This window comes from Chryseobacterium bernardetii (genome assembly GCF_003815975.1).
Taxonomy (GTDB): Bacteria; Bacteroidota; Bacteroidia; order Flavobacteriales; family Weeksellaceae; genus Chryseobacterium; species Chryseobacterium bernardetii.
Window position 1 is genome coordinate 3764890 of record NZ_CP033932.1, and the last position, 25289, is coordinate 3790178.

General features: G+C 35.5%; 21 protein-coding genes. 8 read left to right on the top strand and 13 right to left on the bottom strand.

Features of this window, described 5'->3' with window-relative positions; all coding sequences use genetic code 11:
- Positions 1-81 precede the first annotated feature (81 nt).
- Complete coding sequence (locus tag EG339_RS17085; RefSeq protein WP_185147657.1) at positions 82-1053, bottom strand: FecCD family ABC transporter permease; 972 nt, start codon at positions 1051-1053, stop codon at positions 82-84.
- An 18-nt stretch (positions 1054-1071) separates the two neighbouring features.
- Positions 1072-1635 carry a TlpA family protein disulfide reductase gene (locus tag EG339_RS17090; RefSeq protein WP_123871157.1) on the bottom strand — a complete coding sequence of 188 codons (564 nt, stop codon included), beginning with the start codon at positions 1633-1635 and terminating at the stop codon, positions 1072-1074.
- Positions 1636-1667: 32 nt separating this feature from the next.
- On the opposite strand from EG339_RS17090, the gene EG339_RS17095 reads away from it, so the two are divergent.
- Positions 1668-2792 carry a ferredoxin--NADP reductase gene (locus tag EG339_RS17095; RefSeq protein ID WP_123871158.1) on the top strand — a complete coding sequence of 375 codons (1125 nt, stop codon included), beginning with the start codon at positions 1668-1670 and terminating at the stop codon, positions 2790-2792.
- Positions 2793-2848: 56 nt separating this feature from the next.
- Positions 2849-3406 (top strand): SanA/YdcF family protein, encoded by a 558-nt coding sequence (locus EG339_RS17100; RefSeq protein WP_123871159.1) that lies wholly within the window; start codon positions 2849-2851, stop codon positions 3404-3406.
- Here EG339_RS17100 and tamL read toward each other — a convergent pair.
- Entirely contained in the window at positions 3403-6012 is a 2610-nt protein-coding gene (tamL, locus tag EG339_RS17105) for a translocation and assembly module lipoprotein TamL (protein ID WP_123871160.1), read from the bottom strand. The two genes, EG339_RS17100 and tamL, sit on opposite strands and share 4 nt — an antisense overlap.
- On the opposite strand from tamL, the gene EG339_RS17110 reads away from it, so the two are divergent.
- Positions 5998-6723 carry a TrmH family RNA methyltransferase gene (locus tag EG339_RS17110; protein WP_123871161.1) on the top strand — a complete coding sequence of 242 codons (726 nt, stop codon included), beginning with the start codon at positions 5998-6000 and terminating at the stop codon, positions 6721-6723. The two genes, tamL and EG339_RS17110, sit on opposite strands and share 15 nt — an antisense overlap.
- Positions 6724-6793: 70 nt before the next feature.
- On the opposite strand, the gene EG339_RS17115 is transcribed toward EG339_RS17110, so the two are convergent.
- The 5 genes from EG339_RS17115 to porQ all read right to left on the bottom strand — a co-directional run bounded on the left by EG339_RS17115 (position 6794) and on the right by porQ (position 9870).
- Positions 6794-7291: a phosphoribosyl-ATP pyrophosphatase gene (locus EG339_RS17115; RefSeq protein WP_123871162.1), complete on the bottom strand. Its 498-nt coding sequence runs from the start codon at positions 7289-7291 to the stop codon at positions 6794-6796.
- Positions 7284-7604, bottom strand: coding sequence for a phage holin family protein (locus EG339_RS17120; protein WP_066695561.1), 321 nt, complete (start codon positions 7602-7604; stop codon positions 7284-7286). Before EG339_RS17120 ends, EG339_RS17115 begins: the two co-directional genes overlap by 8 nt.
- Before the next feature lie 79 nt (positions 7605-7683).
- On the bottom strand, positions 7684-8034 hold the full coding sequence (locus tag EG339_RS17125) for a YtxH domain-containing protein (protein WP_066695560.1): 351 nt from the start codon (positions 8032-8034) through the stop codon (positions 7684-7686).
- Positions 8035-8129: 95 nt separating this feature from the next.
- The gene (gene cmk / locus EG339_RS17130) at positions 8130-8804 is read right to left on the bottom strand and encodes a (d)CMP kinase (protein ID WP_123871163.1); all 675 of its coding nucleotides are present in this window, start codon (positions 8802-8804) and stop codon (positions 8130-8132) included.
- 73 nt (positions 8805-8877) lie between these two features.
- Complete coding sequence (gene porQ / locus EG339_RS17135; protein ID WP_123871164.1) at positions 8878-9870, bottom strand: type IX secretion system protein PorQ; 993 nt, start codon at positions 9868-9870, stop codon at positions 8878-8880.
- Between the two features lie 166 nt (positions 9871-10036).
- Between porQ and pyrH the strand changes: the two genes are divergently transcribed.
- The 3 genes from pyrH (at position 10037) to EG339_RS17150 (ending at position 13286) form a co-directional block, all read left to right on the top strand.
- Positions 10037-10744, top strand: a complete 708-nt coding sequence (gene pyrH / locus EG339_RS17140; protein WP_068943145.1) for a UMP kinase — start codon at positions 10037-10039, stop codon at positions 10742-10744.
- Between the two features lie 749 nt (positions 10745-11493).
- Entirely contained in the window at positions 11494-12048 is a 555-nt protein-coding gene (gene frr, locus EG339_RS17145) for a ribosome recycling factor (protein WP_123871165.1), read from the top strand.
- A 176-nt stretch (positions 12049-12224) separates the two neighbouring features.
- Positions 12225-13286 (top strand): 3-oxoacyl-ACP synthase III family protein, encoded by a 1062-nt coding sequence (locus EG339_RS17150; RefSeq protein ID WP_123871166.1) that lies wholly within the window; start codon positions 12225-12227, stop codon positions 13284-13286.
- Between the two features lie 48 nt (positions 13287-13334).
- Here the strand turns inward: EG339_RS17150 and EG339_RS17155 are convergent, their stop codons facing one another.
- From EG339_RS17155 to EG339_RS17175, 5 genes are all read right to left on the bottom strand, one after another.
- Positions 13335-14132, bottom strand: coding sequence for a hypothetical protein (locus tag EG339_RS17155; RefSeq protein WP_123871167.1), 798 nt, complete (start codon positions 14130-14132; stop codon positions 13335-13337).
- Between the two features lie 288 nt (positions 14133-14420).
- The gene (locus EG339_RS17160; RefSeq protein ID WP_123871168.1) at positions 14421-15878 is read right to left on the bottom strand and encodes an LptF/LptG family permease; all 1458 of its coding nucleotides are present in this window, start codon (positions 15876-15878) and stop codon (positions 14421-14423) included.
- Positions 15879-15985: 107 nt separating this feature from the next.
- The gene (locus tag EG339_RS17165) at positions 15986-16633 is read right to left on the bottom strand and encodes a LolA family protein (RefSeq protein ID WP_123871169.1); all 648 of its coding nucleotides are present in this window, start codon (positions 16631-16633) and stop codon (positions 15986-15988) included.
- 142 nt (positions 16634-16775) lie between these two features.
- The gene (locus EG339_RS17170; protein ID WP_123871170.1) at positions 16776-17237 is read right to left on the bottom strand and encodes a hypothetical protein; all 462 of its coding nucleotides are present in this window, start codon (positions 17235-17237) and stop codon (positions 16776-16778) included.
- A 91-nt stretch (positions 17238-17328) separates the two neighbouring features.
- A complete protein-coding gene (locus tag EG339_RS17175) occupies positions 17329-19941 on the bottom strand; it encodes an FtsK/SpoIIIE family DNA translocase (protein WP_123871171.1) in 2613 nt (870 codons plus the stop codon).
- Between the two features lie 368 nt (positions 19942-20309).
- Between EG339_RS17175 and EG339_RS17180 the strand changes: the two genes are divergently transcribed.
- Both EG339_RS17180 and ccsA read left to right on the top strand, forming a co-directional pair.
- Positions 20310-21443, top strand: a complete 1134-nt coding sequence (locus EG339_RS17180) for a hypothetical protein (protein WP_123871172.1) — start codon at positions 20310-20312, stop codon at positions 21441-21443.
- 216 nt (positions 21444-21659) lie between these two features.
- On the top strand, positions 21660-24935 hold the full coding sequence (gene ccsA, locus EG339_RS17185; protein WP_123871173.1) for a cytochrome c biogenesis protein CcsA: 3276 nt from the start codon (positions 21660-21662) through the stop codon (positions 24933-24935).
- Positions 24936-25289 lie beyond the last annotated feature (354 nt).

Below are 25289 nucleotides of genomic sequence, written 5' to 3' on the forward strand. Positions count from 1 at the left end.
TTTATTGATGCGTTACACAATATCATTGCATCTTAAAGCATATTGTAGGGTAAGAACTTGTGTTTTGTGTTTCCAACAAAACTACACTTTATTTTGTTTTAAAAGCATCAGCAGGATCACAGGAATTCCGAATATAGAGCTTATCACGTTCAATGGAATTTGAGTTTTTTCGGCAATCACAGAGAAAAATAACATTATCAGCATTCCCAGGAACATATTTAAGATCCATTGCTGCCATAATTTTGAAGGATTGTAAATCAGTCTGCAAAAATGAGGAACAATGATTCCGATAAACAGAATAGGCCCTAAAAAAGCAGTAATAGAAGCTGAAAGTAGGGAAGAAGCTCCTATTATTAGCAGCTTTAAGTGTTTTAGGTTAACTCCTAAACTTTGTGCATATGAAGACCCTAAGGAGTTTCCTATTAATGGTTTTATGGATCTGAAACAGAAAAATAATCCTATCAATACTAAAACTGATAATACATAAATCTGATTTCTGGTGACCATATTATTGGCACCGAAAGACCATAAAATATAGTTTTTCAGACTTTGATTCTCAGCATAAAACTGTAACAGAGAAACAATAGCTCCGGCAAAAGCAGACACCAGAAACCCGAAAATAATCAGGTAAGATTTATCCTGAAATTTATTAGACATGGATAAAAGGATCAGCATCAGTAATAAACTTCCTCCAATAGCTGCTAAACTCAGAAAACTGTTTTGCAGGAATTCGGGAATCAGAATATTATGGGAAAAGAAAATATAAAATGCCACAGATAAGCTGGCAACAGAAGTTATTCCAAGAATATCAGGCCCAGCTAATGGGTTTTGAAAATATTCCTGCATCAGAAAACCGGAAGTAGGAATTGAAATTCCAGCCAAAAGCATAATAAGAACTCTGTTGATACGAATTTCAGCAATTTGGCTTTGTGCAGAATCCTGAAAGAAATCCTGAAAGCTTAAACTTAAAAATCCTGTGTTCAAATTAATAATTGCGCCTCCAATGATGGCAATGGCCAATAATAAACACAGGATTTTAAATCTTTTTGACATGATTCAGAAAGATATATTTTATTTTAGAAAAGCATCTATTTTAGAGTTTAATGCTTCTTCAGTCATCATTCCTAAGAATTCATCTGTTTTATCTCCTTTTCTCATGAAAGTAAAAGGAATAGAACCGCCATCCCATTGTTTAAAGTTCTTAGAAAAGAAATTTGGATCCAGTTTTTGGCCATCCAGTAAAATAACATTAGCTCCAAGATCGTTTTCTACTACAAAATCTTTTACAGCAGTATCCCAGTCTGCTTTATCATCCAGGTTTATGAATGTAAACTTTACAGGTTTATCTTTTAATTCCTGCATTTTATTTTTAAAACTTGGGATTTCCTTCATACAAGGGCCGCACCATGTTGCAAAAAAGTTGGTAACATATAATGTGTCATTATTTTTAGCTAATTGTTGACCTACATTTTCAGGAGAAAGTTCTTTAGGAATATATGTAGCCGCTCGATCCGGTGTATTTTGAGTAACGGCAGTTGAATCTGTAACCGCAGTGTTGTCTTCAGTTTTTGCAGTTTCTTTTTTACAGCTGTAAAGAGCTGTCAGGATCAACGTGGATAAAATTATCTTCTTCATAAATTATTTTTTATCTATTTTTGGATTGAAGTATGGAACAACAAATCTATAAAGGGAAACTGATACAGTTTCATCCGTTAAAAATAGCGAAAAAGGCAGAGCTGACCAAAAATACTTTTTCTCTGGAGTTCAATATTCCGGAGAATCTGAAGGAAAATTTTAAGTTTGATGCAGGGCAGTTCGTGAGTGTAAAATTCCGGTCGCATGGAAGAGAAGTTATTAATGACTACTCAATGACTTCTGCCCCTTACGAAGGGAAAATATGTCTGGGGATAAAAGTGAATTCTCCTGATGGAGCTACTTCTCAGTTGTTTCAAAACTATCATGAAGGAGATGAGCTGATGATCAGTGAACCAGCGGGCAGATTTACTATTGTATCTAAGCCAAGTGAGTTCAGAACAATTGTTGCTTTTGCTGCCGGTATTGGAATTACTCCTATTTTAAGTCATTTCAAAAATATTCTTCATAACGAACCAAGAACAAGACTTTTCCTGTTCTTTGGAAATAAAAGTTCGGAAGATCTTATATACAGGGATCTGCTGGATAATCTTGCGAGAACTTTTGGAGACAGACTTCAGATCTTTTACTTCTTTTCACAGGAAAAGACGGCCGATCAGTTTTTTTATGGCAGGCTGGATGAAAAGAAATTAAACTTAATCATCAACCAGATTCTCCATTTGGATGATACCGATGAAGAATCTACAATCTGGGATGCAGTGGATGAAGTTTTGATCTGCGGAAAAGGAGAGATGATTAAAACGCTTGCCAACGCTTGTTTCCATCACGGGATTCCGAAAAGAAATATTCATTTTGAACTTTTTGAAGAATATAATGATGATATTTATCCTGTTGAAAAAGAATTCCCGTTAATTGAGAATATAGAGGTAGAATTTACCATGCTTGGAAAAAAATATACCACTCAACTTCCTGATAATAAGGATAAAATACTGCAACAGCTTTTGCTTCAGAAATTTCCGGTTCCTTATTCATGTAAATCAGGAATCTGCGGAAGCTGTGAATGTTCTTTGGAAGAAGGAGAAGTGGAACTGCTGGAAAATGAATATCTTACCGAAAAAGAGGAAATGCAGGGACAAATATTAGCATGCATGTCAATAGTGAAAAGTAAAAAAATAAAGCTTAACTTTGATCTTAGTTGAGAGCTATCAGGAACATATTTAACTTAGGATTTGTATCATTAGAATTGGGAATTTTAATGATATGTTTCTGTAATGTCTGGGTTTTCGGTCTTACTAACGGACGTACTTATACTAAAATTTCAAAAATTCCACCCCGGGAAATTGCTTTGGTCCTTGGAACATCTCCTAAAATGAGATCGGGGAAATCCAATCCTTATTTCACCAAAAGAATGGATGCCGCAGCACTTCTTTATCATCACGGGAAGATCAAAAAGATTATAGTGAGCGGGGAGAGGAGCAAAGGATATAATGAGCCGGGTGCTATGAGAAATTATCTGGTTAACCAGGAAGGTGTTCCGGAAGATATTATTGTAGAAGATCCTAAAGGTTTTAATACATATAAAAGTATTCTTCGCTGTAAAGATGTGTATAAAAAGAAAAATGTTATTATTGTTTCGCAGGGGTATCATAACCTCCGTGCTTTATTTTTCGCAAGAAATAATGACATGAATGCGCTAGGTTTTGATGCGCAGGATGTAACAAAGCCTGAAAGTTTCTACAGAAATCAGGCGAGGGAAATCCTCGCCCGTGTTATTGCTGTAGTATATTTTATTCTGGGTGTTTCTCCGGATTAGAAAGGATATCCGAAGGCAAAGTTGATGGTTGGTTTGAAAGGCTGAAGTGTCTTGAATCTCCAACGGTCACCTTCCGGTTTATTGGGATCAAAGATCTTGTAAGCAAAATCCAGTCTCAGGGTGATATAGGCAACATTTATTCTCAAACCGAATCCGCTGCCAATACCCATTTGTCCTAAGAACTTATTGAACCTGAACTGATCCTGGTGGGCATCATTATGATTACGGAGACTCCAGGTATTTCCTATATCTGTAAACAGAGCTCCTTCATACATATTGTTAAACGGAATTCGGTACTCAATATTGGTTGTAAGTTTTACATCATTCGTCATATAAGCACGTATTCTTTCATCTACCTGGGAAGCGGCAGGACCTAATCCTCCGAATGCGACCCAAGCTCTGATATCATTAGAGCCACCATTGAAATAAGATTTGATAATCGGCATATCTTTGGAGTTTCCATACGGAATACCTACACCAATAAACTGACGAAGAACCAAAGTCTGGTTACCATTAAATTTGAAATACTTTCTTGTATCAATATCAAACTTTACGAATTGAGCATAAGGGATACCAAAGATTGTTTTTTGGGGCGCCGTAACAACACCACCGTCATTACTTTTTTTATTGAATAAACTTAGGATATTACCGGCAAGTTCCACTTTACCATTGAAATAGAATGCATTAGGGTAATCCTTTTTCCCAATTTCATTATAAACAAAATTGTAGATCATAGAAGAAATAAAGACATCTTCCGTCTGCCTTTCCTTATTAATAAGACTTCCTCTGAATGTTGTCAATAGATCTAAACCTTGTTCATTAAGAGATGAACGATAGTCTGCATCATTAATAATTTGCTCGGAGGCACTGTCTAGGGTAAGCAGTCCTGCTTTTATTTTTTCATCAAGGCTGGGTTGTGAAGGATAATGAGCAGAATAATCAGCAAATATTGCTCTTCTTACTGTTTCATCATTAACAAAATAATCATAATAGGCATTTTTGTTTTTCGTTAAACTGATCTGGGTATTGAATAGGGTTAACTTGTGATATACCAGATCATTTACTGTTGCCTGATAATTTAATCCGGTATTAAAGTTAACTCTTCCCAAGCCGATGTTATTCTGTATAGAGGCCCCCAACAGAATAGATGAAGTGGGTGTATATCTTTTAGGAATAAATTTATAATAGTTAAATGGTAATAATAACCTGGGGAAGTTCAGGGATGCCTGAGCTGATATTTCATATGCTAAAACTCTTTTATCCGTATTTTCAGTACTTGCAATAGAACCAAATGTACCGGAAAGGCTGGTAGAAAGGTTTTCTGCTCCTCTGAAAACATTTCGGGTAGTAAGGTCCACGGAAGGAGAGACCCCAAGATTCAGGATCTGGGAATAGTTCAGGTCTGTTCCTACTTTAAGTTCATATTTAGGAAGTGGTTTAAGGATATATAAAACATCCACAATACTGTCATTAGGGGCAGTAAAACCACCCTGTCTTAAAGAGTCTCTTGCCTTTACAATGCTGAAGTTGTTCATCGTCAGAAGATTCCTTTTGGTAACGTCCAGTTTCTGCTGATCGTAAGTTTGTTTACTGTCTACAATAATGGTTCTCCATAATGAGGATATTTTATATTTATCATTCATTTTATGGAATCTGATTCTCCTTAAACTGTCTTTAACCGTATTTTTAGGATAATCATTAACATCATCTACAATGGCCACATCTATATTTCCAAAAGTAGCCTTTTTGTAAGGCCGGTCCAGGGAATCTTTATGGATTTCCAAAGTAAGAGGAACCTGTTTTTTGCTTTTTAAAGAATCTGCTACAAAATAAACTTCCTCATTGAGATTGTTGAATTTATAATAGCCATATTCTTTCATTAAGTCGGTAATTCTTGTTACTTCTTTTTCAAGAACAGTCTGGTCCAGTATCTTACCGGATCTTACCAATGTTTTATTCAGATGCGTATTATAAATCTGTTTGATGCCCTGATCTGGAATATTATAAAAGTAATCCTTGATATAGGTAGGATCATTATGCTTAATGAAATAATTTACAGTAGCTTTTTTAGAGGCAGAATCCAAATCATGTCTGTATTTTACTTCTGCATCCCAAAAACCTCTGTAAGTAAGCCTTTTTTTAATAGATTCAGCACTTTTCTCACTCCTGGTCTGATCGAGAATAACGGGTGGTGAACCCCATGTATGCAACAAACGGTCGAAGAAAAGGTTCTTTCCGACACTGTTTTTCATATTATATTTAATGAATAAAGAGTCCCTCAGCTTCTGATTTCTCATTTCACGGGGATAGGTCATGTATTCATTAAGGATCGTGTCATATTTTGGATTGGCCATGTTGTAAAACATAAGACCTAAAGGCATAAAAAGAATTTGCTTCTTATTGGGCTTCTGCTGAACATAATCTTTCAGTTCTTCATCAAAAAATTCTTTCTTATCCTCCAATTCAAAATTGTTCCTGGTAAGCAGATACTCACCATCCGGAACTTTTTTTGTGGTACTACAAGCATAAAGGAGACCAACAAATGTTGCAAATGAGATAATTTTATAATATTTTTGAGGAGAATTCTTATAATGCTTACAGCTCATACAATAAAAGTTTTACAATCTTTAGATAAAAAGAAGTTCAGACAAAAATACAATTTGTTTTTGGTTGAAGGTAATAAAATCATTTGTGAACTTTTCAATTCTAACATTAAAGTTAAAGAAATATTATCAACCGATCCGCAAAAATTGGACCGTACTGATATCCCTATTACTCATATCTCTGAAAATGAGTTAAAAAAAATAAGCTTTCTTAAAACCCCGAAAGACTCCGTTGCGGTATGTTATCTTGCAGAGGAAGAACCATGGACGGATAAGAAAATACAGCTGGTTTTGGATGGAATACAGGATCCGGGAAATCTAGGAACCATTATCCGGCTGGCAGACTGGTTCGGGATAGAGCAAATTATTTGCAGCGAAGATACAGTGGATGTTTACAATCCAAAAGTAATTCAGGCAACGATGGGTTCTTTTACGAGAGTAAATATGGTATATACAGATCTTGTTGAATATCTTTCCCAAACAGAAAATATAAATGTGGGGACCGATATGGATGGAGAAAATATCTATACATTTGAGAAACCTGAAAAGATCAATCTGATTCTTGGAAATGAAGGAAACGGAATGAGACCGGAAACGGAAAGATTACTGCAGAAATGCATCAGTATTCCGAGGTTTGGAAAGTCTCAGTCTACAGAAAGCCTGAATGTATCAATGGCGGCTGGGATTATTCTGGGACAGCTATTTTCGAAATAAGAATAAATTGAGAATTAGGGCTCAGGAGCTGGAAAATGGTTGGTATTTTCATACCCTAAGCCCTAATTCCTTAGATTAATTGTTCCATACTGGAAACACTTTTATTTTTCTGGTATACTTCCAGTTTTTTTCTGACATATTTCAATGCAATCGGAGCAAGATATATTAAAGCTGCTCCTACCAGTTTATTCTTCCAGTTAGAGCTTTTCATATTCTTTTTAGCATAATTACCTACTATAGCGGTAACTCCCAGCTTAATAATACTGTCTGCCACATTTCCTTTGAATGCAGAACTGGCAAGCCCCACTGCTGTATTTTTACTGATAAGAAGATCTTTCACCTCAGAAGTAAGCTGTTTGGCAATAACATCCTTTCTCAGAACAACTTTCTCATCACCATCTTTATCTACTTTTTCCTGGAGATACTGATCGCTTAAGCCATTGGTGAAAGCACTCAGACTTTCTTTTGTATTTTTAAAGGTAAGAAGGTTTTCCAGATCACTAATTTCACCTTGAAGCAATTTCTTCTTCCTTCTTAATTCTTCTATGCTTTCATATTTTCTACTCATGGCTTGAATGATTTAAAAATTTAATAACCTGATCTGCAACAGTATTCACTATTTTGCTTTTGAACGCGATAACAAAGGCCATTACTAATGCATAGAATGCCGCAACAATTAAGAAACCGTACGAATAATTATCCAGTGCTTTACCAATAAGAAAAGCAATTCCAAAGTTGAACAGGATAATAAAAAAAGCAAAAGCAACAAGCAGTACTACAAAGTAGGTAATGAGCCCGGCAGAAAGGGAAGACTTTTCTGTAGCTTCAATTTTCAGAAGGTCTATTCTCTTCGAGGCGTATTCTTTAATAGTTTCTATCATTGTTTTTTTTTAAAGTTACAAAAAAAGGAACTTTCGCACAAAAGTTCCTTTCTGTAATTTACTTAAAAAGATAAATTACTTATGATTTAAGATCGTTAAGCTCTGCTTCTACATCTTTTACTACATCTGCAGTCTTAGAAACAATCTGATCTTTGTATTTGTCATATCCGTCTTTTACAGTATGTGCTACGTTGTTGGCTGTTTCTTTAAAAGTAGAAGAAATGTTGCCATATTGGTCTTTCACTTTTTCAGAAACCTCTCCGTATTTGTTTTTTGCCTGATCTTTCAGATCATTTGCCTTATTTTTGATTTTTTTTCTGGTTTCTTTTCCTTCTTCCGGTGCATATAACATTCCTAAGATTACACCTGCTGCAGCACCTGCAAGAAGTCCCGCTAATATACCTGCTGTATTTTTTCCGTTTTTAGACATTTTAAGTTTTTTAATAGTTAATAATAGATTAGTTTTTACACTAATAAAACTTACAATTTGTATACCAAAGCAGGCTGTGTGCCTATTAAAAATTGTTAAATCTTTTGGATATAAGAAAGAATAAGTTCTATAGTTTCTTCTTTGGTAAGCGCAGAATTGTCGATCACTGTAGCATCGTCAGCCTGCTTCAATGGGGCTATTTCACGCTCACTATCAATTTTATCTCTTTCAATAAGGTTTTGCTTTACCTGTTCCTTATCTGCTTCAATTCCCAGACCTTTTAATTCAAGAAATCTTCTGTTGGTTCTTTCATCTATACTGGCAGTAAGAAAGAATTTATAGTCTGCATCAGGCAGGACTACTGTGCCTATGTCACGTCCATCCATAATAACACCTCCTTTTTCTGCTATAGAACGCTGAGATTGTAATAGATAATCTCTCACTTCTTTTTGTTTAGCAACAAGACTTACGTTATCAGAAACCTCATTTGTACGGATTTCCTTAGATATATCTGCATTATTAAGATAAAGGACAAGTGTACCATCATTATTTTTAAATTCAAGATGAATCTGATCCAGAGAAGAAAATAAGGTCTTCAGATCAATTACACCTTCTGTATTCATGCAATTTTGCAGGGCAAACCAGGTAACTCCTCTGTAAAGTGCTCCTGTATCCATATGAATAAGTCCCAGCTTATCAGCAATGATTTTAGAAATAGAACTTTTTCCGGTAGACGAGTACCCATCGATAGCTATTACAGGTTTTTTCATACTGCAAATTTCAAGATTTTTTTTAGAAAATCAAGAACTAATAAGAAATTTTAAGAGGTATTTAAGAGTTTTTCTATTCACCTCTATGGCTGGAAAGATCCATGGAAACTCCTATCTGATTGACGTTCGAAGAGTTGTGATATCTTATGTGGGCATAATCTATACGGAATCTTGACACTTTAATTCCGAAGCCGCCGGAAAGTCCTGAAAAGTTTCTCTGATCTGCCACGGCAAGTTCATTTCCTCGTTTTACATTATATCCCAGCCTGATATTAAAGTTTTTTTCGGGGAATAATTCTGCGCCTAAAGAGAAGTGATCGGCAATTTTTCTGCCGGCATTCACTTTCTGCCCGTCCTTATTGTATTCGGATGAAATATTAAACTGCTGGAGATCATGTGCCGTAACAGTAATGGCAAGCGGGAAGTTCTTTAATATCCTTGTATATCCAACATCTACTCTGAATGGAAGGTTTTCACGGGTTCCATTAAAGGATTTCAACTGAAAACCAAAGTTTCTCAATACAAGGGAAAGTACTTCTTTGTTCTTTTTGTTATGATAGGTAATTCCGGCAGTTCCTGAGATAGCGGAAGAGGTATAGTTGTCTATTTTTGAGGTAATGAAATTTAATCCTCCACCAATGGTCCAGTCTTCTTCAAACTGGTAAGCATATCCGGCACCAATTGCTACATCAGAAGCTTTATATTCTCCATCCTGAAAACCGTTTTCATCAGTTCTCGGAATACTTCCATAGCTCATATACCTTGCATTGATGGTAGCCATATGGCCATTGTCAAAGTCTTTGGCATAAGCAATGGTACCGTATTTGGAGTCGGCAAGATAAGCGGTAGCATTCACAGAAAGCTGCTTGTCTGAATCTTTATTTAACAGGGCCGGGTTTGCAATAGCAAAGGAAACATCATAATCTCTTATCGAAATTGCATCTCCACCTAAGGCTGCCTGTCTTGCAGATACAGGTACATTTAAGAACGGATACACATTTGTTCCTGTTTGTGCATAAGAAACAATTCCTGATAGAAATAATGAAAAAATGATAATTTTCTTCAACTCAATTTATAATTAATGCAAAAATAATCCTTTTTCGTACTTTTCAAAATATTTCTTACATTATTTCTAATTAAATATTTTTCTTTTACCAATATTTTTAATGATTATATTTGCAAAATCAAATTTTGGGGAAACCCACTCTAGTAAAGCTTATTAAAAATAAAAGATGAAATATAAAAGAATCCTTCTAAAACTTAGCGGTGAGGCCTTAATGGGAAACAGACAATACGGTATTGACAACGAAAGGCTGCAGGAATATGCTGCAGAGATCAAAAAAGTAGTTGAAAAAGGCTGTGAAGTAGCAATCGTCATTGGAGGAGGAAATATTTTCCGTGGGGTTGCAGGGGCTGCGAAAGGAATGGACAGAGTGCAGGGAGACTACATGGGAATGTTAGCTACTGTAATCAATGGTATGGCGTTACAGGGAGCATTGGAGGATGCTGGAATTAAAACAAGACTTCAGTCTGCGATCGAAATGGATAAAGTAGCTGAACCTTTCATCAAAAGAAGAGCAGTAAGACACCTTGAAAAAGGAAGAGTAGTGATCTTCGGTGCAGGAACAGGAAACCCTTATTTTACAACCGATACAGCTGCAACATTGAGAGCCATTGAAATTGGGGCAGACGTTATTCTTAAAGGAACAAGAGTAGACGGAATTTATGACAGCGATCCGGAAAAGAATGCTGATGCAGTAAAATATAACTCATTATCTTTCGATGAAGTATTTGAAAAAAATCTTAAAGTTATGGATATGACTGCCTTTACTTTGAGCCATGAGAACAAATTGCCTATTATTGTATTCGATATGAATAAAGATGGCAATTTAGTGAAAATCGTGGAAGGAGAAAATGTAGGCACCTTAGTTGATTTGTAATCACAGAATATAGATTAAAAAAGTATAAGGTAGGTTTAAATGATATTTCGTTATTCTTATCTTTTACCGGAAATTAATTTTTTCTATAAAAAACAAACCACTTGTTACAGCAATTAAAGCTATGGCAAGTGGTTTTTTATTTGTCTTTCATTTAGTCTGTAAACTTCAGAAATGTCTCCTTGAAAATTCAGTTCCCATGTTATTCATTTCTAAATTCTTTAATAATGTGATTTTCTGAATAAAAAGCTTTGTTAAAAAGAATATTGTAAAGTAAAAGAGAAAAAATGAGGTATATAAGCGTGGAAACATCCGAAATATCATATAGGTATTTGTACCTGTATTCTTCTCAATGAGAATATTGTTGCTGATTACAGATTTTGGTGCTAAAAAATAGAGAAACACAATCAAACTGTATTTGATGAGTTGATAAATATATATTTTAATTGTTTAAGGGTTAATTCTTTTCTTTGAATAGAAGAACAATTTTGAGCCCATGAATATATTTTATTTCTGATCCATAATCATCGGAAACTATGGATAAAAGAGATAATACAGGTAGCAATTAAACCTGAAAAGAGCTCTTCTCCCAAAAATAGAGAATATAAGCTTAGTGAAATATCGAAAACAATCATTATTTTTGCACCACTGAATAGTAAAAGACAGCTTGGAAGCAAGTGGTTGGATATATTTACTCTCTGATATTCAGTGTGTATTAATTAATGTGTAATTTATCAAACTATACTATAATAATGGAAGAATTAGATCTAATATTAGAATCTGTAAAACAGGACATGGACGCAGCGGTAAAACACCTTGACCATGCATTTCAAAGAATCAGAGCAGGACGTGCTTCTACAGCAATGGTTCAGGATGTAATGGTTGAATATTATGGAGCAATGACTCCACTTAACCAGGTTGCCAATGTTTCTATTCCAGATGCAATGACTATCTCTATTCAACCTTGGGACAGAACCGCGATCAATGCAATTGAAAAAGCGATCATTAATTCAAACTTAGGTTTTGCGCCTTCTAATAACGGAGAAAACATTATTCTTAATGTACCGCCTTTAACTGAAGAAAGAAGAAAGGAACTTGCAAAACAGGCTAAAAGCGAAACTGAGCAGACAAAAATCGTTGTAAGAAATGCAAGACAGGATGGTTTGAAAGAACTTAAAAAGCTTGATGGAGTTTCTGAAGACGTTGTAAAAGGCGTAGAAGAAGAAATCCAGACGTACACAGATAAGTATGTGAAGCTTTGTGATGAGCATCTTAAAACAAAAGAAGCTGAAATTATGAAAGTATAATTTTCAGTTTATGAAAATACAGAAAGAGGATTCCCAAACCGGAATCCTCTTTTTTTGGAAGTACCTTTCTATAAATTAATTAGAATTATCGGTCTGTTATAATATATTGATGAGTATTATCGTTATATTTATTGATTATTCCTGAAAATACTATAGAACAGGATAACAACATAAAGATGATGACCAGAATTATTGGGGTGGGGAACTATATCCCATCCGAAACAATTACCAATTTATTTTTTGACAAGCATATTTTTCTTAATGAGGAAGGAGTCTTATTAAAGGACAATAATGCCTCTATCACAGAAAAGCTAAAAAAAATTACAGGCATTGAAGAAAGAAGATATGCCAGCAGTACACAGGTCACTTCAGATTTGGGACTTAAAGCTGCTCAGGCTGCCATAGAAAATGCAGGGATAGACCCTGAAACTCTAGACTACATTATATTTGCCCATAATTTTGGAGACGTGCGGTTTGGAACGGTTCAGTCTGATATGGTTCCAAGTCTTGCTGCACGGGTGAAGCATTTATTAGGAATACGAAATAATTTCTGTGTGGCGTATGATGTTTTATTTGGCTGTCCGGGCTGGATAGAAGGAGTAATACAGGCCAATGCATTTATCAGGGCAGGAATCGCCAAGCGATGCCTTGTCATTGGAGCTGAAACACTTTCCCGTGTTGTGGATATTCATGACAGAGACAGCATGATCTATGCTGACGGTGCCGGCGCTGCAGTTCTGGAAATTAATGAAAATGATGAATCGGGAATCAAATCTCACTTATCTGCTTCTTATACCCTGACGGAAAAAGACTACTTGTATTTTGGAAAATCTTATAACAATGAGCGATGTCCGGATACCCGATATATCAAAATGGATGGAAGGAAAATCTATGAATTTGCTCTCCTTCATGTTCCTGAAGCGATGAAGAAGTGTCTGGATAACAGCGGATATTCAATTCATAAGCTCAATAAAATCATTATTCATCAGGCGAATGAAAAAATGGATGAAGCTATTGTTAACAGGTTTTACCAGCTGTATAATACTCCAGTTCCGGAGCATATCATGCCTATGGTAATTCATAAACTGGGTAACAGCAGTGTAGCAACTATTCCATCTTTACTTGCTATGATTTTAAAGGGTGAGTTAGAGCATCATGAGATCAGGAAGAATGATGTTGTATTATTTGCTTCAGTAGGAGCTGGTATGAATATTAATGCTTTTGTTTATCAGTTTTAATAAAGAAAGAGACTCCGGACTTGGAGTCTCTTTCTTTATTATTAAGAATTATTTACAGTTTTCGTTGTAATCTGTAATAACTTCTTCTATAATTTCCGGAACGTTTGACATGACATCGTCAATCTGGCTTTTAATCAATCTGCCAAGGCCGGATCTTTTCTTTTCATCATTCTTCAGGGAAGCATAAGCACCGCTGGTCATCTTACCTTTAGTATAGCTGCAGTCTGCAATAATTATTTTAGCTTTGGCCAAACTAAGTTCTTCAATTTTACCGCCTTTTTTGCTGTAGATATAAGATGGGTGTTCTCTCATTCTCTTAGTTTCTGCATCAGCAGCAGCAATCTGGCTGGTTCCAGCGGAAAAAGTAGTGGGATAACCATACAATTTATAGACTTTAATCTTTCCGTCTTTTACAATTTCAGCAAACTGGGTGTTTTTTGTAAGATTATTAAAGGCTTTAATATTACCGCTCAAACCTCCGGTGGCAGTATTGAATCCTTCTTTAGTATTGGTATATTTAATATTTTCGAAATGTATTTCGTTATTGTTATCATCAACAGCAACATATTCTTTAATATCATCTGTATCCAGTGTTTTGAACTTCTGTTTTTTCTTAGATTTGTCAATGTCAGATACAGCCACAAATTTTACTTTCTTCTGATTATCCCAGGGAGACATGGCATCTCCATTCAGTCTTACGATACCTTCAATTTTTTTACTACTTTTGTCAATGATATAACCATATTTTTCATCGCCTTTTAAAGAGTAATCCGTGTTGTTATCTTCCTGTGCGTAAGCATTAAAAGAAACCATTGCAAACAGGCCTATAGCCAGTACTTTTTTCATGTAGTTATCGTTTTATTTTTTTGCAAATATAATCTTTTATCCTTTCTGGGAAAATAGTTTGTGAAAGGTTGGGAAGCTGCAGGCCGGGAGAGGAGTGTTTATAGACGTTTATGCAACAGATCGAGTTCGTTTTGTAGGGTGAATAAAAATCAAGAATCTATAAGTCTCGGTTACTTTAAAATCTATTTATCTTTATGAATGAATGGCCAGTATGAACTTACTAGTTTCCTCTTTCAGCTTTCAATAAACAAAAAAGCCCGGATTTTCCGGGCTTTTTTGTTTATTAAATTATTGATACCTCTTATGTTCTTTATTTTTCGAGAATCTCTTTGTAATCGGCTTGAATAATACTTTATATTTTTCTGCATCAAATAACTGTGAATCTGTAAGTGCTTTATAAGTCATCCACACACCAAATGGAAATAAAATGAAATTAGGCAGCCAGGCTGCTAAATAAGGATTCATTTTACCACTCCAGGACATATTTTCTACCCCAACATTGATAACATAGAAAATGATAAAGATAACAATCGCAATAATTACAGGAAGCCCCATTCCTCCTTTTCTGATGATAGATCCCAAACTGGCCCCAATCAGGAAGAAAATAAGACACGTTACTGAATAAGAGATATACCGCTGCTGATAAATAACAATCTTACTGAAGTATTTTACATTGGTACTGAACTCATTTTTTTTAACCTCCAGTGTTGATTTCAGATTTTCAAGTCTGTTATAGGAACTGTAAATCATCTCAAGCTTTTTATCACTCTTTACCGTATCCAGTTTTATCTGGGCTTTTGGTGCTACTTTAGGTTTATTGGCCTGATCCATATAAGCAACCACACTATTGGTCTGATTTAAAACATCTGATCCTATGCTTTTAAAAAACAGGGCATTTTCTTTTTTACTGACGGCAATCGTTTTATTAAGCTCATTATAAGTCTGGAAACGATAGTCATCCGTAATCTGTTCCTTTTCAATAGCTTTATTAATAAGTTCACTAATGTCAAAGTGATTTACCAGGGTGTCGAATTTAATGGCCTGGTCCGGTTGTTTTTTTCTTACATCTTCTCCTTTTCCTGCAAAATTATCTTCAAATACATACCCGTTATACAGTACCAGCTTCAGAAAATTTTTGTTGGCTGCAGGTACAAACTTTCCTTTTTCAGCTACTACAGATTGTTGGTTTTCATACGTGTTGGCTTTTTTATGAACAAAAACTCCTTCAATATTTTCTCCGTTCTCCCCATATATCTTGTCAAATTTTACCAGGTATCCTGGGATCTGATCAATAAACTGTCCGGGAGTAAAGTTAATTGCAGGTTTTGTTTGTGCAATATTGAAAAGCATATTCTTAGCTTTCCTCTGGAAATCCGGAATAATATTGTTGGAGAAGAAAAACAGCATGATGGCAAGAATTGTGGTGATTCCTAAAAGAGGAGTCATTACCCTTGTAAGAGGAATTCCTGCAGCTTTCATTGCGGCAAGTTCATAACGTTCACCAAATTCTCCGAATGACATGATACTTGCCAGAAGAATGGTGAGCGGAAGAACCATACTGATAACGTTCACCCCAAGGTAAAAAAGAAGTTTCAGGATTTGCCAGTAGCTTAATCCTTTTCCCATAAACTGTCCTAATTGAACCCAGATAATGTTTACAATGAAAATGAAAAACAATACGCTGAATATAAAGAAAAACGGTCCAAAGAAGGTTTTTATGATATATCTGTCTAGTATTTTTAACATGCGTCAAAATTAATCAAAAAGCCGCAAACTTGCGGCTTTTATATTTTGTTATTTTTTTCTGTAGTGAAATTTCAAAAACGTGAATTTACTTTTTTGATTTTCAACTTTTAAAGTTCTGTAATAACGTAGTTTTTGAATTTATTTTTGTCAAAAACAAACATATTTGGATCCAGATTCTGGTTCTCTTTGTATTCTTTAATCGCAATTACTGCAACGTCTTTGTTGTTTCCGTGCTGTTCCAGTTTCACCATTTGTTTTTTCGCAGAATCTACAAAAAGATAAACAAATTGAATTCCGTTTGCCTTTATCGGAGTAAGCTTAATGAAATCTGTATTCACGCCGTTTACTGTTTTCTTACCATTATAGGTTACGTTGTATTCGTTTCTATAGGTAGTAAGATAATTGATAGGGGAGAACATAGCACTGCTTCCGTTAGGTTTTGCAATGGTTACTTCCATATCATCAGCATTGATGTTATATATTTTATTTCCATCAAAGATCTGTTCAGTATCCATGATCTTCAGTTTATATTTATCTCCTGCGGCATAATAGATACCAGGTTCTGTTTTATTAACCTGCCCGTTAAGCCCGCTTCCAAAAGAAAATTTGAAGTAAGAATTCTTTTTAGAATTGTAATTGGCTGTAACGTCATCCAATATCTTTTTAGCTTTTGCGTCTATTTTCTGAGCATTAGCCATACCTACTGCACCTACTACAAAACTTCCTAATATGACTTTTGAAATAATATTCTTCATTTTTCTTATTTAATCTTTAGATAATTTTAAACTTTTAAGGTTAAAGATATACGTATTTTCCCTTTAACTACGCAGATCTTCCAAAAACTGTTCCAAAAAAACTCTTTCAATACAGTCTGTATTACAGATTATGGTTTTACTTTTATCTTACCTCTGGTCTTTCGATATACTTTTCAAAGTTCTCCGGCAGGATATTAGTTATTGTTAGTTTATTCGAGGTAATGGTAGGTTCAATTTTTATAACTTTAGTATGTTCATTAATTTCAACCGGATGTTTACTTCTCATATTCACCATGTCAATGTGAAGAGCCGTAAATTCATGCTTTCCATTTTCTAAATTCACAATAACATATTCTCTCGGTCTTATCTGTCCCAGAGATTTACCATCAAGCCCAATATTTAATCTGGCTGTATTATCCACCTTGTGAAGAACACCGGCTCCATTATAAATCAGTACTTTGCCATTTCCTAAAGTATTATTGTTGATGCTATCCAATTTTACGGAAGTATAATCACTTGGAACAGATCTTAACGCACATGAGGATAAGGTTAGTGTACATGCGAGAAGTCCCAGTTTGAACGTTTGTTGTAATGAAGTTTTCATAATCATAGTTTAAGTTGAGTATCATTTTATAATTCCGGGCATATTTGTTCAAATATGCCCGGAATTGTTTCGTTGTTAAAAAATTGGTTGCCTAGTTTCTTAGGTCTTCAAGAAACTGTTCCAAAGAATGAAGGTCGCTGATAAGGACCTCTCTTGCCTTAGCTCCGTTAAATCCGCCTACAATGCCGCTTGCTTCAAGCTGATCCATAATTCTGCCGGCTCTGTTGTATCCAAGTTTCAATTGTCTCTGAAGCATTGATGTGGATCCCTGCTGGGTAGAAACAATAATTCTTGCTGCTTCTTCAAATAATGCATCCTTTTCATTAGGATCAAAAGCACCTACCGCAGAACTGTTTGCGTCTTCCGAAACATATTCCGGCAAAATGAATGCAGATGAATATCCTTTTTGCTCTCCAATGAATTCTGCAAGTCTTTCCACTTCCGGAGTATCTACAAAGGCACACTGAAGTCTTAAGATCTCATTACCATTGAAGTAAAGCATATCTCCTTTACCAATCAGCTGATCAGCTCCCGGAGAATCAAGGATTGTTCTTGAGTCTACACTTGAAATTACTCTGAAGGCAGCCCTTGCCGGGAAATTGGCTTTAATCATACCTGTGATTACGTTTACGGAAGGTCTTTGTGTAGCAACAATCAGGTGAATTCCAACGGCTCTTGCAAGCTGTGCCAATCTGGCAATCGGCAATTCGACCTCTTTGCCTGCCGTCATGATAAGGTCTGCAAACTCGTCTACTACCAATACAATATAAGGAAGGAAACGGTGACCATTTTCAGGATTCAGTTTTCTTTCTGCAAACTTCTTATTGTATTCTTTAAGGTTTTTGCAGAATGCATTTTTAAGAAGGTCATATCTTGTATCCATCTCAATACACAAAGAGTTCAGGGTATTGATTACTTTGTTGGTATCTGTGATGATCGCTTCTTCTGCATCCGGTAATTTAGCCAAATAATGTCTTTCAATTTTTGAATATAAAGAAAGCTCTACTTTCTTAGGGTCAACCATTACAAACTTCAGTTCGCTTGGGTGTTTCTTGTAGAGTAGGGAAGTAAGGATCGCATTAATCCCTACAGATTTACCTTGTCCGGTTGCTCCAGCCATCAATAAGTGCGGCATTTTTGAAAGGTCTGCCATGAAGATTTCGTTGGAAATCGTTTTTCCGAAAACCACCGGAAGATCCATATCCGTATTCTGGAATTTCTGTGATGCAATCACGGAACGCATAGAAACCATGGTAGGATTTTTTCTAGGTACTTCAATACCAATGGTTCCTTTTCCAGGCATCGGAGCAATAATTCTGATTCCCAGTGCAGAAAGGTTCAGTGCAATATCATCCTGTAATTTTTTAATCGCTGCAACACGGATTCCCGCTTCCGGTACAATTTCGTACAGGGTAACCGTTGGGCCGATGGTTGCTTTAATTTCTGCAATTCCTACGTTGAAGTTTTTAAGAAGACCAACAATTTTATTTTTATTTTCTTCCAGTTCTTCTTTATTAATAGAAATCTCTTCACTGCCATAATCTTTTAATAACTCAACAGGTGGCATCTGGAAATTAGCCAGGTCTAATTTATGATCATACAAACCATGCTTTTCTACAAGTTCCTGAGATTTTTTTTCAGAATCATCCAAAACATCAATTACCGGTGCTACTTCCACATTAAACTTAATGTTTTCCTGTGCAGGTGAAGATGTTGCAGGAATTACAGGTGCCGGAGTAGAAACAGGAATAGAAATGGAAGGACTCATATCAAAAGCTTCTTCCGGGCTTGAAACCGGAACCGTTGGTTTTGTAGAAAGGTTCAGGCTTACAGGCTGAGCAGGCTCCTTTGTTTCATTGTCAAATGAGGTGTGATTAGGAGTTGTAATGGTTTCAATATTACTTGTTGCCGGAACTTCAGCAAACCCTTTTGGAATATTTACCGTTTCAGGTTCTTTAAACTTATTGGATGAGCCATTGGAAGAAGAGTTGGTAACGTCACTTACGGTAACATTAGGTGAATTTTTTCCTTCAATTGCTGTTTCGTCAATTTCTTCCTTTAATTCTTCATCAGCTTCAAAATCTTCATTAGAATCAGGCATCATTGATTTTACTTTTCCAATAGTGTTTTCGTTGATCTTGTTTAATTTTGCCTTGATAGAACTTGGGCGAAGGTTGAATTCAAGAATAAAATATAAAAGAATACTTGCTGCCAATACAGTCCATAATCCTACTGATCCGATAATGGCATTTAAGTAATCCATAATCTGATATCCGTAAACACCTCCAAGAACACCTTGCCCTTTGGTAAGTGCTCCCATAAAAATAGGAAGCCAGCAGATGAAAAACAAAGAATGGCCAATTGTTTTCCATGGTTTGAAAATTTTCTTTTTTAGGATCAGGGTTCCAACCACCAAAAATAAAAATGCTATAATAAATGAGGCTATACCGATGCTTTCAAATATGAAGATGTTTCCCAACCAGTCTCCGGCCTTTCCGAAAATGTTTGAAGACTTTATACTCTTGTCCAGCATAGTTCCTGCCTGGCTCTGATCCGCTTTCCAGTTCATTAAATAAGAAATGAACGATAGAGCGAGAACAGCGGAGAACAGTATAAAGGTAAGCCCGAAAAATATACGGGGCTTAGATAAAATTCGGCCTTTTTCAGGCGATTCAGTCGGTTTTTTTTGTGTCTTTTTATCCATAAATATCAATGAGGCAAATTTAACGTTTTTTCAATACTAAAAAGAATCTTTTTTCTTCAAAAAAACATTTTGTAGTACCACTTTTTACTGCGATTGTTTAATTTGATTTTAAAAATAATTTGAGCTATAAATATTGGCTGAAATAAAAATAAGGTTATTTTTTTTGTTTATCCAAATGCAGAGCTGTTAAATTATATTAATTGGTAGTTTTTTAGTCCGGTAATGTTTCAAAAAAAAGTTTTAGGGTAAAATTTATCAAAGTTTTACTTTATACAAACAAGTTTCCTTTACATTAAAAATATTCCAGATATTAAATGGTATTTTGAATTTGTGGAGAAATGATTGCTTATTTTTGAAATAAAAATAACATGAAAACTATAGTATTATTATGCCTGCTGTGTTTCTCAAATGCTTTTTCGCAGTCATATGAAGCTCTTATGAAGACAGCGTCTGTAAATTTACAGGCAAAGAAATACTGTGATGCTCTTTCAAATTTTAAAGAAGCATTTACTTTACAAACCGAAATCGGGATCTATGATTATGTAAGTGCTGCTTCTGCTTCTGCCAACTGTAATGATACGGAAACTGCGGTTGAATGGCTTAAAAAAGGATATAAACTCGGATTAGGAAAAGACAGAAATGAATTTACATTCCTGCAAACCAATGAACGGTTTAAAAATCTCGGTCAGAATACAGAGTTTAAACAGCTTTTAGCAGATATGGAAAATAAGCTGACCCAAATAGAAAAATTAAAAAAGGAGGAAAAACAACAGTGGAATGAGGAGATTGTTAAAAATCAGATCACGGAAAGTATTCCTTTTAACCAAGCAGAATCTGGATTTGCTTCATATTTTACAGAAGCAGAAGGGTTGAAAGTTCCTTATGTTGTTTTTGTTCCGAAGAAGTACCAATCTTCAAAACCCGTTAAGGTTATTTTCTTTCTTCATGGGGGAGTTAATTCTGTTAATGAGTTCTATTACCAGAATGCAGATGTAAAGAAAGAACCTATTTTTTCTGTAGGTAACCACTTCAATGCAATAGTTATTTATCCCTTTGCTAAAAAAGATTTTGGATGGATGAACCAGATTAAAGCATTTGAAAATATTTTTACAATACTGAACGATGTTGAGAAAAAATATAATGTAGATAAAAATAAAATTTATTTGGGGGGTATGTCTAATGGAGGAACTGCAACATTTTGGTTTGCATCCCGTAAAGGCACTCCGTTTAAGGCATTTTATGCCTTTGCACCCAATCCGGTATTGAATATCGGGGCTATCCCATTTGAAAATATTACAAAAGATCATCCACTGTACACGATCAGTGCAAAAGATGATTATGTATTTGACTATAATGAAGTTCTGAAAGTATATAATGATAACAAATCTAAAGCAAAAGGATGGAATTTTCAGACCTTAGAAACCGGTTCTCATGAGTTTATTTATAAACCGGAGATCAGTAAGGAGCTTTTGATCAGATTTTTCTCTGAAATTTTAAGATAAAAAACAATACCTGGATATAGAAGTATTCAATCGCTGCTATAGGTATTATTAATCCTGATTTTTTCGCTTTTAAAAATTGATTTTTTCATAATAAATTTAATGTTATTAAGAATGGTTCAAAATAAGGAAAACAGGGGCTAAAATGACAAAAAACAGCTTTTTTTCAGTGCTTTATGGTTTATCATCCTTATTTTTGCATGTCAAGTATATATCAACATGAAGAAGCTCCAGGATATTATTATCTCAACCAGGACAATGGCTGTATTGTTACTGGTTTATGCATTCGCAATGGCCTATGCAACGTTCTTAGAAAACGACTACGGAACTCCTACAGCAAAAGCATTAATTTATGAGGCGAAATGGTTTGAACTCATTATGGTGCTGCTTATTCTTAACTTCATAGGAAATATCGGAAGATACAGACTGTGGAAAAAGGATAAATGGCCGGTTTTGGTTTTCCACCTTGCCTTTGTTTTTATTTTCATCGGTGGTGCCATCACAAGATACATCAGTTTTGAAGGAACGATGCACATCAGAGAGGGAGAAACATCCAACGAAATTGTAACGGATAAAAACTTCCTTAAAATCCAGATCGAGGAAAAAGGAGATGTTCTAAACTATCAGGATATTCCTTATCTGATGTCCCCACTTCACAAAGATCTTAATGCCACTTATGACTTCCACGGAAAGGAAGTAAAGGTCTTTGCTAAAGAATATATCCAAAGAAAAAAAGACAGCTTATTAGCTGAACCTAACGGAACTGAATACCTTCACCTGGTTTCAACAGGAAAAACGGGAAGACAGAACATTTACATAAAAGCTGGTGAAACAAAATCCATTAACGGAACCCTGGTAACTTTCAACAGACCCATTGACGGAGCTGTAGAATTTAAAAACGAAGGAGGTAAATTATTCATCAAAACTCCGGTAGATGCCAGTTATATGACCATGGCAACACAGGCTACCGGGAACACTGTAAAAGATGAGTTCCAGCCCTTGGCATTGAGAAGTTTATATAGCATCAATGAGTTAAAGCTTGTAGTACCTGAAGGTCTTAAAAAGGGTAGACTTATGGCTATCGAAGGAGACAGAAAGAAAGATGCCAACGTTCCTGATATGCTTCAGATCGAGTTACAGGGACCCAAAACAAAACAATTGGTTGATCTTTCCGTTGAAAAAGGGAATCCAAATGCATATAAGCAAATCACTATGGACGGATTGAACATTATGGTTGGGTTCGGACCAAAAGTGTATAATACTCCTTTCGCTTTGAAATTAGATGATTTCGTAATGGAAACATATCCGGGAAGCAGCTCTCCAAGTGCTTACGAAAGTCATGTAAAAATTGTTGATGAAGGAAAAGAAACCCCTTATAAGATCTATATGAACCACGTTCTAAACTATAAAGGATACCGTTTCTTCCAGTCAAGCTTTGATCCGGACAGAATGGGAACAGTATTGTCTGTAAACCACGATTATTGGGGAACTTTAATTTCTTATATCGGATATGGTCTTCTGTTCTTAGGGATGTTTGTAATCTTCTTCTGGAAAGGAACACACTTCTGGAAATTAAATAAAATGCTGAAAGACGTTAATAAAAAGAAAGCTGCAATAGTCCTTTTATTGTTTTTAAGCTTAGGGATAAATGCTCAGAAAATTGAGACACATGGTACTACTGACGGAAGCCGAGAACACGTACACGTAGAAGGTGACGGGCATACCCATGCAGCACCGGCTCCTGAAACTAAAACAGCTCAGGACAGTGAGATAAAGCAGAACTCATTAGCCTCTCCAATGGGAAAAATGAGAACCATTTCAGCGGATGAGATTATTGCCAGAAACAAAATCAGTAAGGAACACGCAGAGAAATTCGGTTACCTTTTGGTTCAGAATTTTGAAGGTAGAATTATTCCAATGAACACGCAGGCTTTAGAGGTTTTAAGAAAGCTTTATAAGCATGATACTTTCAAAGGAACAGACGGAAAATCTTTAGATGCTAACCAATGGTTTCTTTCTATCAACACAGATACGGAAAGCTGGACATCAGTTCCTCTAATCAAAGTTGATGAAAAAGGAGGAAAAGCACTTCTTGAAAAAACAAAAGCCAATGAAGAAGGGTATACTTCTTTACTGAACCTTTTCCCGGTAGATAAGAGAACAGGGATGTTAACTTATATTCTGGAGAAAGACTATAACACTGCTTTTGCCAAAAAACCGGCAGACCAGTCCGAATATGATAAACAGGTAATTAAACTGAACGAAAGAGTTCAGATTTTCAATGAATTTTTCAGCGGTCAGTTCTTAAGAATTGTACCTGTAAAAAATGATGCCAACCACACATGGCATTCATGGCTGGATCAGAAATTTGAACCAGATATGGAATCTCAGCAGGTAATGGGACCTTATTTCTCCGAAGTAATCGGAGCGCAGAGATCCGGAGACTGGAGCAAAGCAGATTCTGAATTGGTAAAGCTTTCAGACTATCAGAAAAAATGGGGGAAAGCCGTAATTCCTGATCAATCCAAAGTAGATCTTGAAGTATTCATGAATAATGTGAATATCAACTTCAAATTATTGATTTTCTATACCATTATCGGGGGGCTTCTTTTACTTCTGGGATTCATAGAATTATTCAAACCGAAAAAAGTATTAAATAAGGCTATCAAGGTCATTATTGCAATTGGTTTAATCGGATATATATGCCACTTCTTAGGTCTTGTAGCAAGATGGTACATTTCAGGGCACGCTCCTTGGAGTAACGGTTATGAAGCAATTATCTTTATTTCTTGGGTGGGTATTACAGCAGGGCTGGTTCTTTATAGAAATGCCAATGCATTAATTCCTGCATCAGGATTTATGGTAGCTGTTATCATGATGGGATTTGCACACGGAGGTTCTGCCCTTGATCCGCAGATTACACCGCTTGTCCCGGTACTGAAATCTTATTGGCTGATTGTTCACGTAGCTATTATTACTTCAAGTTACGGTTTCTTTGCCTTGTCTATGATTATTGCTGTATTATCTTTGGTATTCTATATTATTTCAAATAAGGAAACATATAAAATTCACCACGATACAACATTGAAAGAACTGGTAATTGTTTCTGAAATGTCATTAACAGTTGGTCTTTTTGCCTTAACAGTAGGAAACTTCCTTGGTGGGATCTGGGCCAACGAATCATGGGGAAGATACTGGAGCTGGGATCCTAAAGAAACATGGGCTTTCATCTCCATTATGGTGTACGCTTTCGTACTGCACATGAGATTGGTGCCTGGGTTAAGAAGCAGATGGGCATTCCACGTAGCAACCATGTTTGCTTTCTGTTCAATGGTAATGACCTATTTTGGGGTAAACTATTATCTGAGCGGACTTCACTCTTATGCTGCAGGTGATCCGGTACCAGTACCAGCCTGGGTATACATCGGAATTGCTACAATGATTACTTTAGCAGCTGTATCTTATTTCAAGTTTAAAGCTTTAACAAAGAAATAATCTTTTAAAACATATCACTCAAAATCCCGGAATTCACTTTCCGGGATTTTTTTGTGCCTAATAAAAAGATAAAATATTGTTTTTTTAAGGATAATGGGTGAAAAATTTTTAAACACAGATGGCACAGATGGACACAGTTGATAATGCATAAAAAATAGTAATGTAACTCTGTAAGCAAAATAAGATATTTACAACAACAAAAATCTGTACTATATATGGTTTTAATGATACATATCCATAATCAGGTATTTACCTTCAAATTTATTTTTAACGCTAGGTTCGCAAGGAAAATGATATAGTATGCTTTAAATTTTTCGTTCGCAGCGGCACTTCGTTCAGCGAAGTAATCTATTG

Bases quoted from the DNA above. Each gene is read 5' to 3' on its own strand.
- EG339_RS17085 (WP_185147657.1), bottom strand. From the start codon at position 1,053: ATGTCAAAAAGATTTAAAATCCTGTGTTTATTATTGGCCATTGCCATC.
- EG339_RS17090 (WP_123871157.1), bottom strand. From the start codon at position 1,635: ATGAAGAAGATAATTTTATCCACGTTGATCCTGACAGCTCTTTACAGC.
- EG339_RS17095 (WP_123871158.1), top strand. From the start codon at position 1,668: ATGGAACAACAAATCTATAAAGGGAAACTGATACAGTTTCATCCGTTA.
- EG339_RS17100 (WP_123871159.1), top strand. From the start codon at position 2,849: ATGATATGTTTCTGTAATGTCTGGGTTTTCGGTCTTACTAACGGACGT.
- EG339_RS17110 (WP_123871161.1), top strand. From the start codon at position 5,998: ATGCTTACAGCTCATACAATAAAAGTTTTACAATCTTTAGATAAAAAG.
- tamL (WP_123871160.1), bottom strand. From the start codon at position 6,012: ATGAGCTGTAAGCATTATAAGAATTCTCCTCAAAAATATTATAAAATT.
- EG339_RS17115 (WP_123871162.1), bottom strand. From the start codon at position 7,291: ATGAGTAGAAAATATGAAAGCATAGAAGAATTAAGAAGGAAGAAGAAA.
- EG339_RS17120 (WP_066695561.1), bottom strand. From the start codon at position 7,604: ATGATAGAAACTATTAAAGAATACGCCTCGAAGAGAATAGACCTTCTG.
- EG339_RS17125 (WP_066695560.1), bottom strand. From the start codon at position 8,034: ATGTCTAAAAACGGAAAAAATACAGCAGGTATATTAGCGGGACTTCTT.
- cmk (WP_123871163.1), bottom strand. From the start codon at position 8,804: ATGAAAAAACCTGTAATAGCTATCGATGGGTACTCGTCTACCGGAAAA.
- pyrH (WP_068943145.1), top strand. From the start codon at position 10,037: ATGAAATATAAAAGAATCCTTCTAAAACTTAGCGGTGAGGCCTTAATG.
- frr (WP_123871165.1), top strand. From the start codon at position 11,494: ATGGAAGAATTAGATCTAATATTAGAATCTGTAAAACAGGACATGGAC.
- EG339_RS17150 (WP_123871166.1), top strand. From the start codon at position 12,225: ATGATGACCAGAATTATTGGGGTGGGGAACTATATCCCATCCGAAACA.
- EG339_RS17155 (WP_123871167.1), bottom strand. From the start codon at position 14,132: ATGAAAAAAGTACTGGCTATAGGCCTGTTTGCAATGGTTTCTTTTAAT.
- EG339_RS17160 (WP_123871168.1), bottom strand. From the start codon at position 15,878: ATGTTAAAAATACTAGACAGATATATCATAAAAACCTTCTTTGGACCG.
- EG339_RS17165 (WP_123871169.1), bottom strand. From the start codon at position 16,633: ATGAAGAATATTATTTCAAAAGTCATATTAGGAAGTTTTGTAGTAGGT.
- EG339_RS17170 (WP_123871170.1), bottom strand. From the start codon at position 17,237: ATGAAAACTTCATTACAACAAACGTTCAAACTGGGACTTCTCGCATGT.
- EG339_RS17175 (WP_123871171.1), bottom strand. From the start codon at position 19,941: ATGGATAAAAAGACACAAAAAAAACCGACTGAATCGCCTGAAAAAGGC.
- EG339_RS17180 (WP_123871172.1), top strand. From the start codon at position 20,310: ATGAAAACTATAGTATTATTATGCCTGCTGTGTTTCTCAAATGCTTTT.
- ccsA (WP_123871173.1), top strand. From the start codon at position 21,660: ATGAAGAAGCTCCAGGATATTATTATCTCAACCAGGACAATGGCTGTA.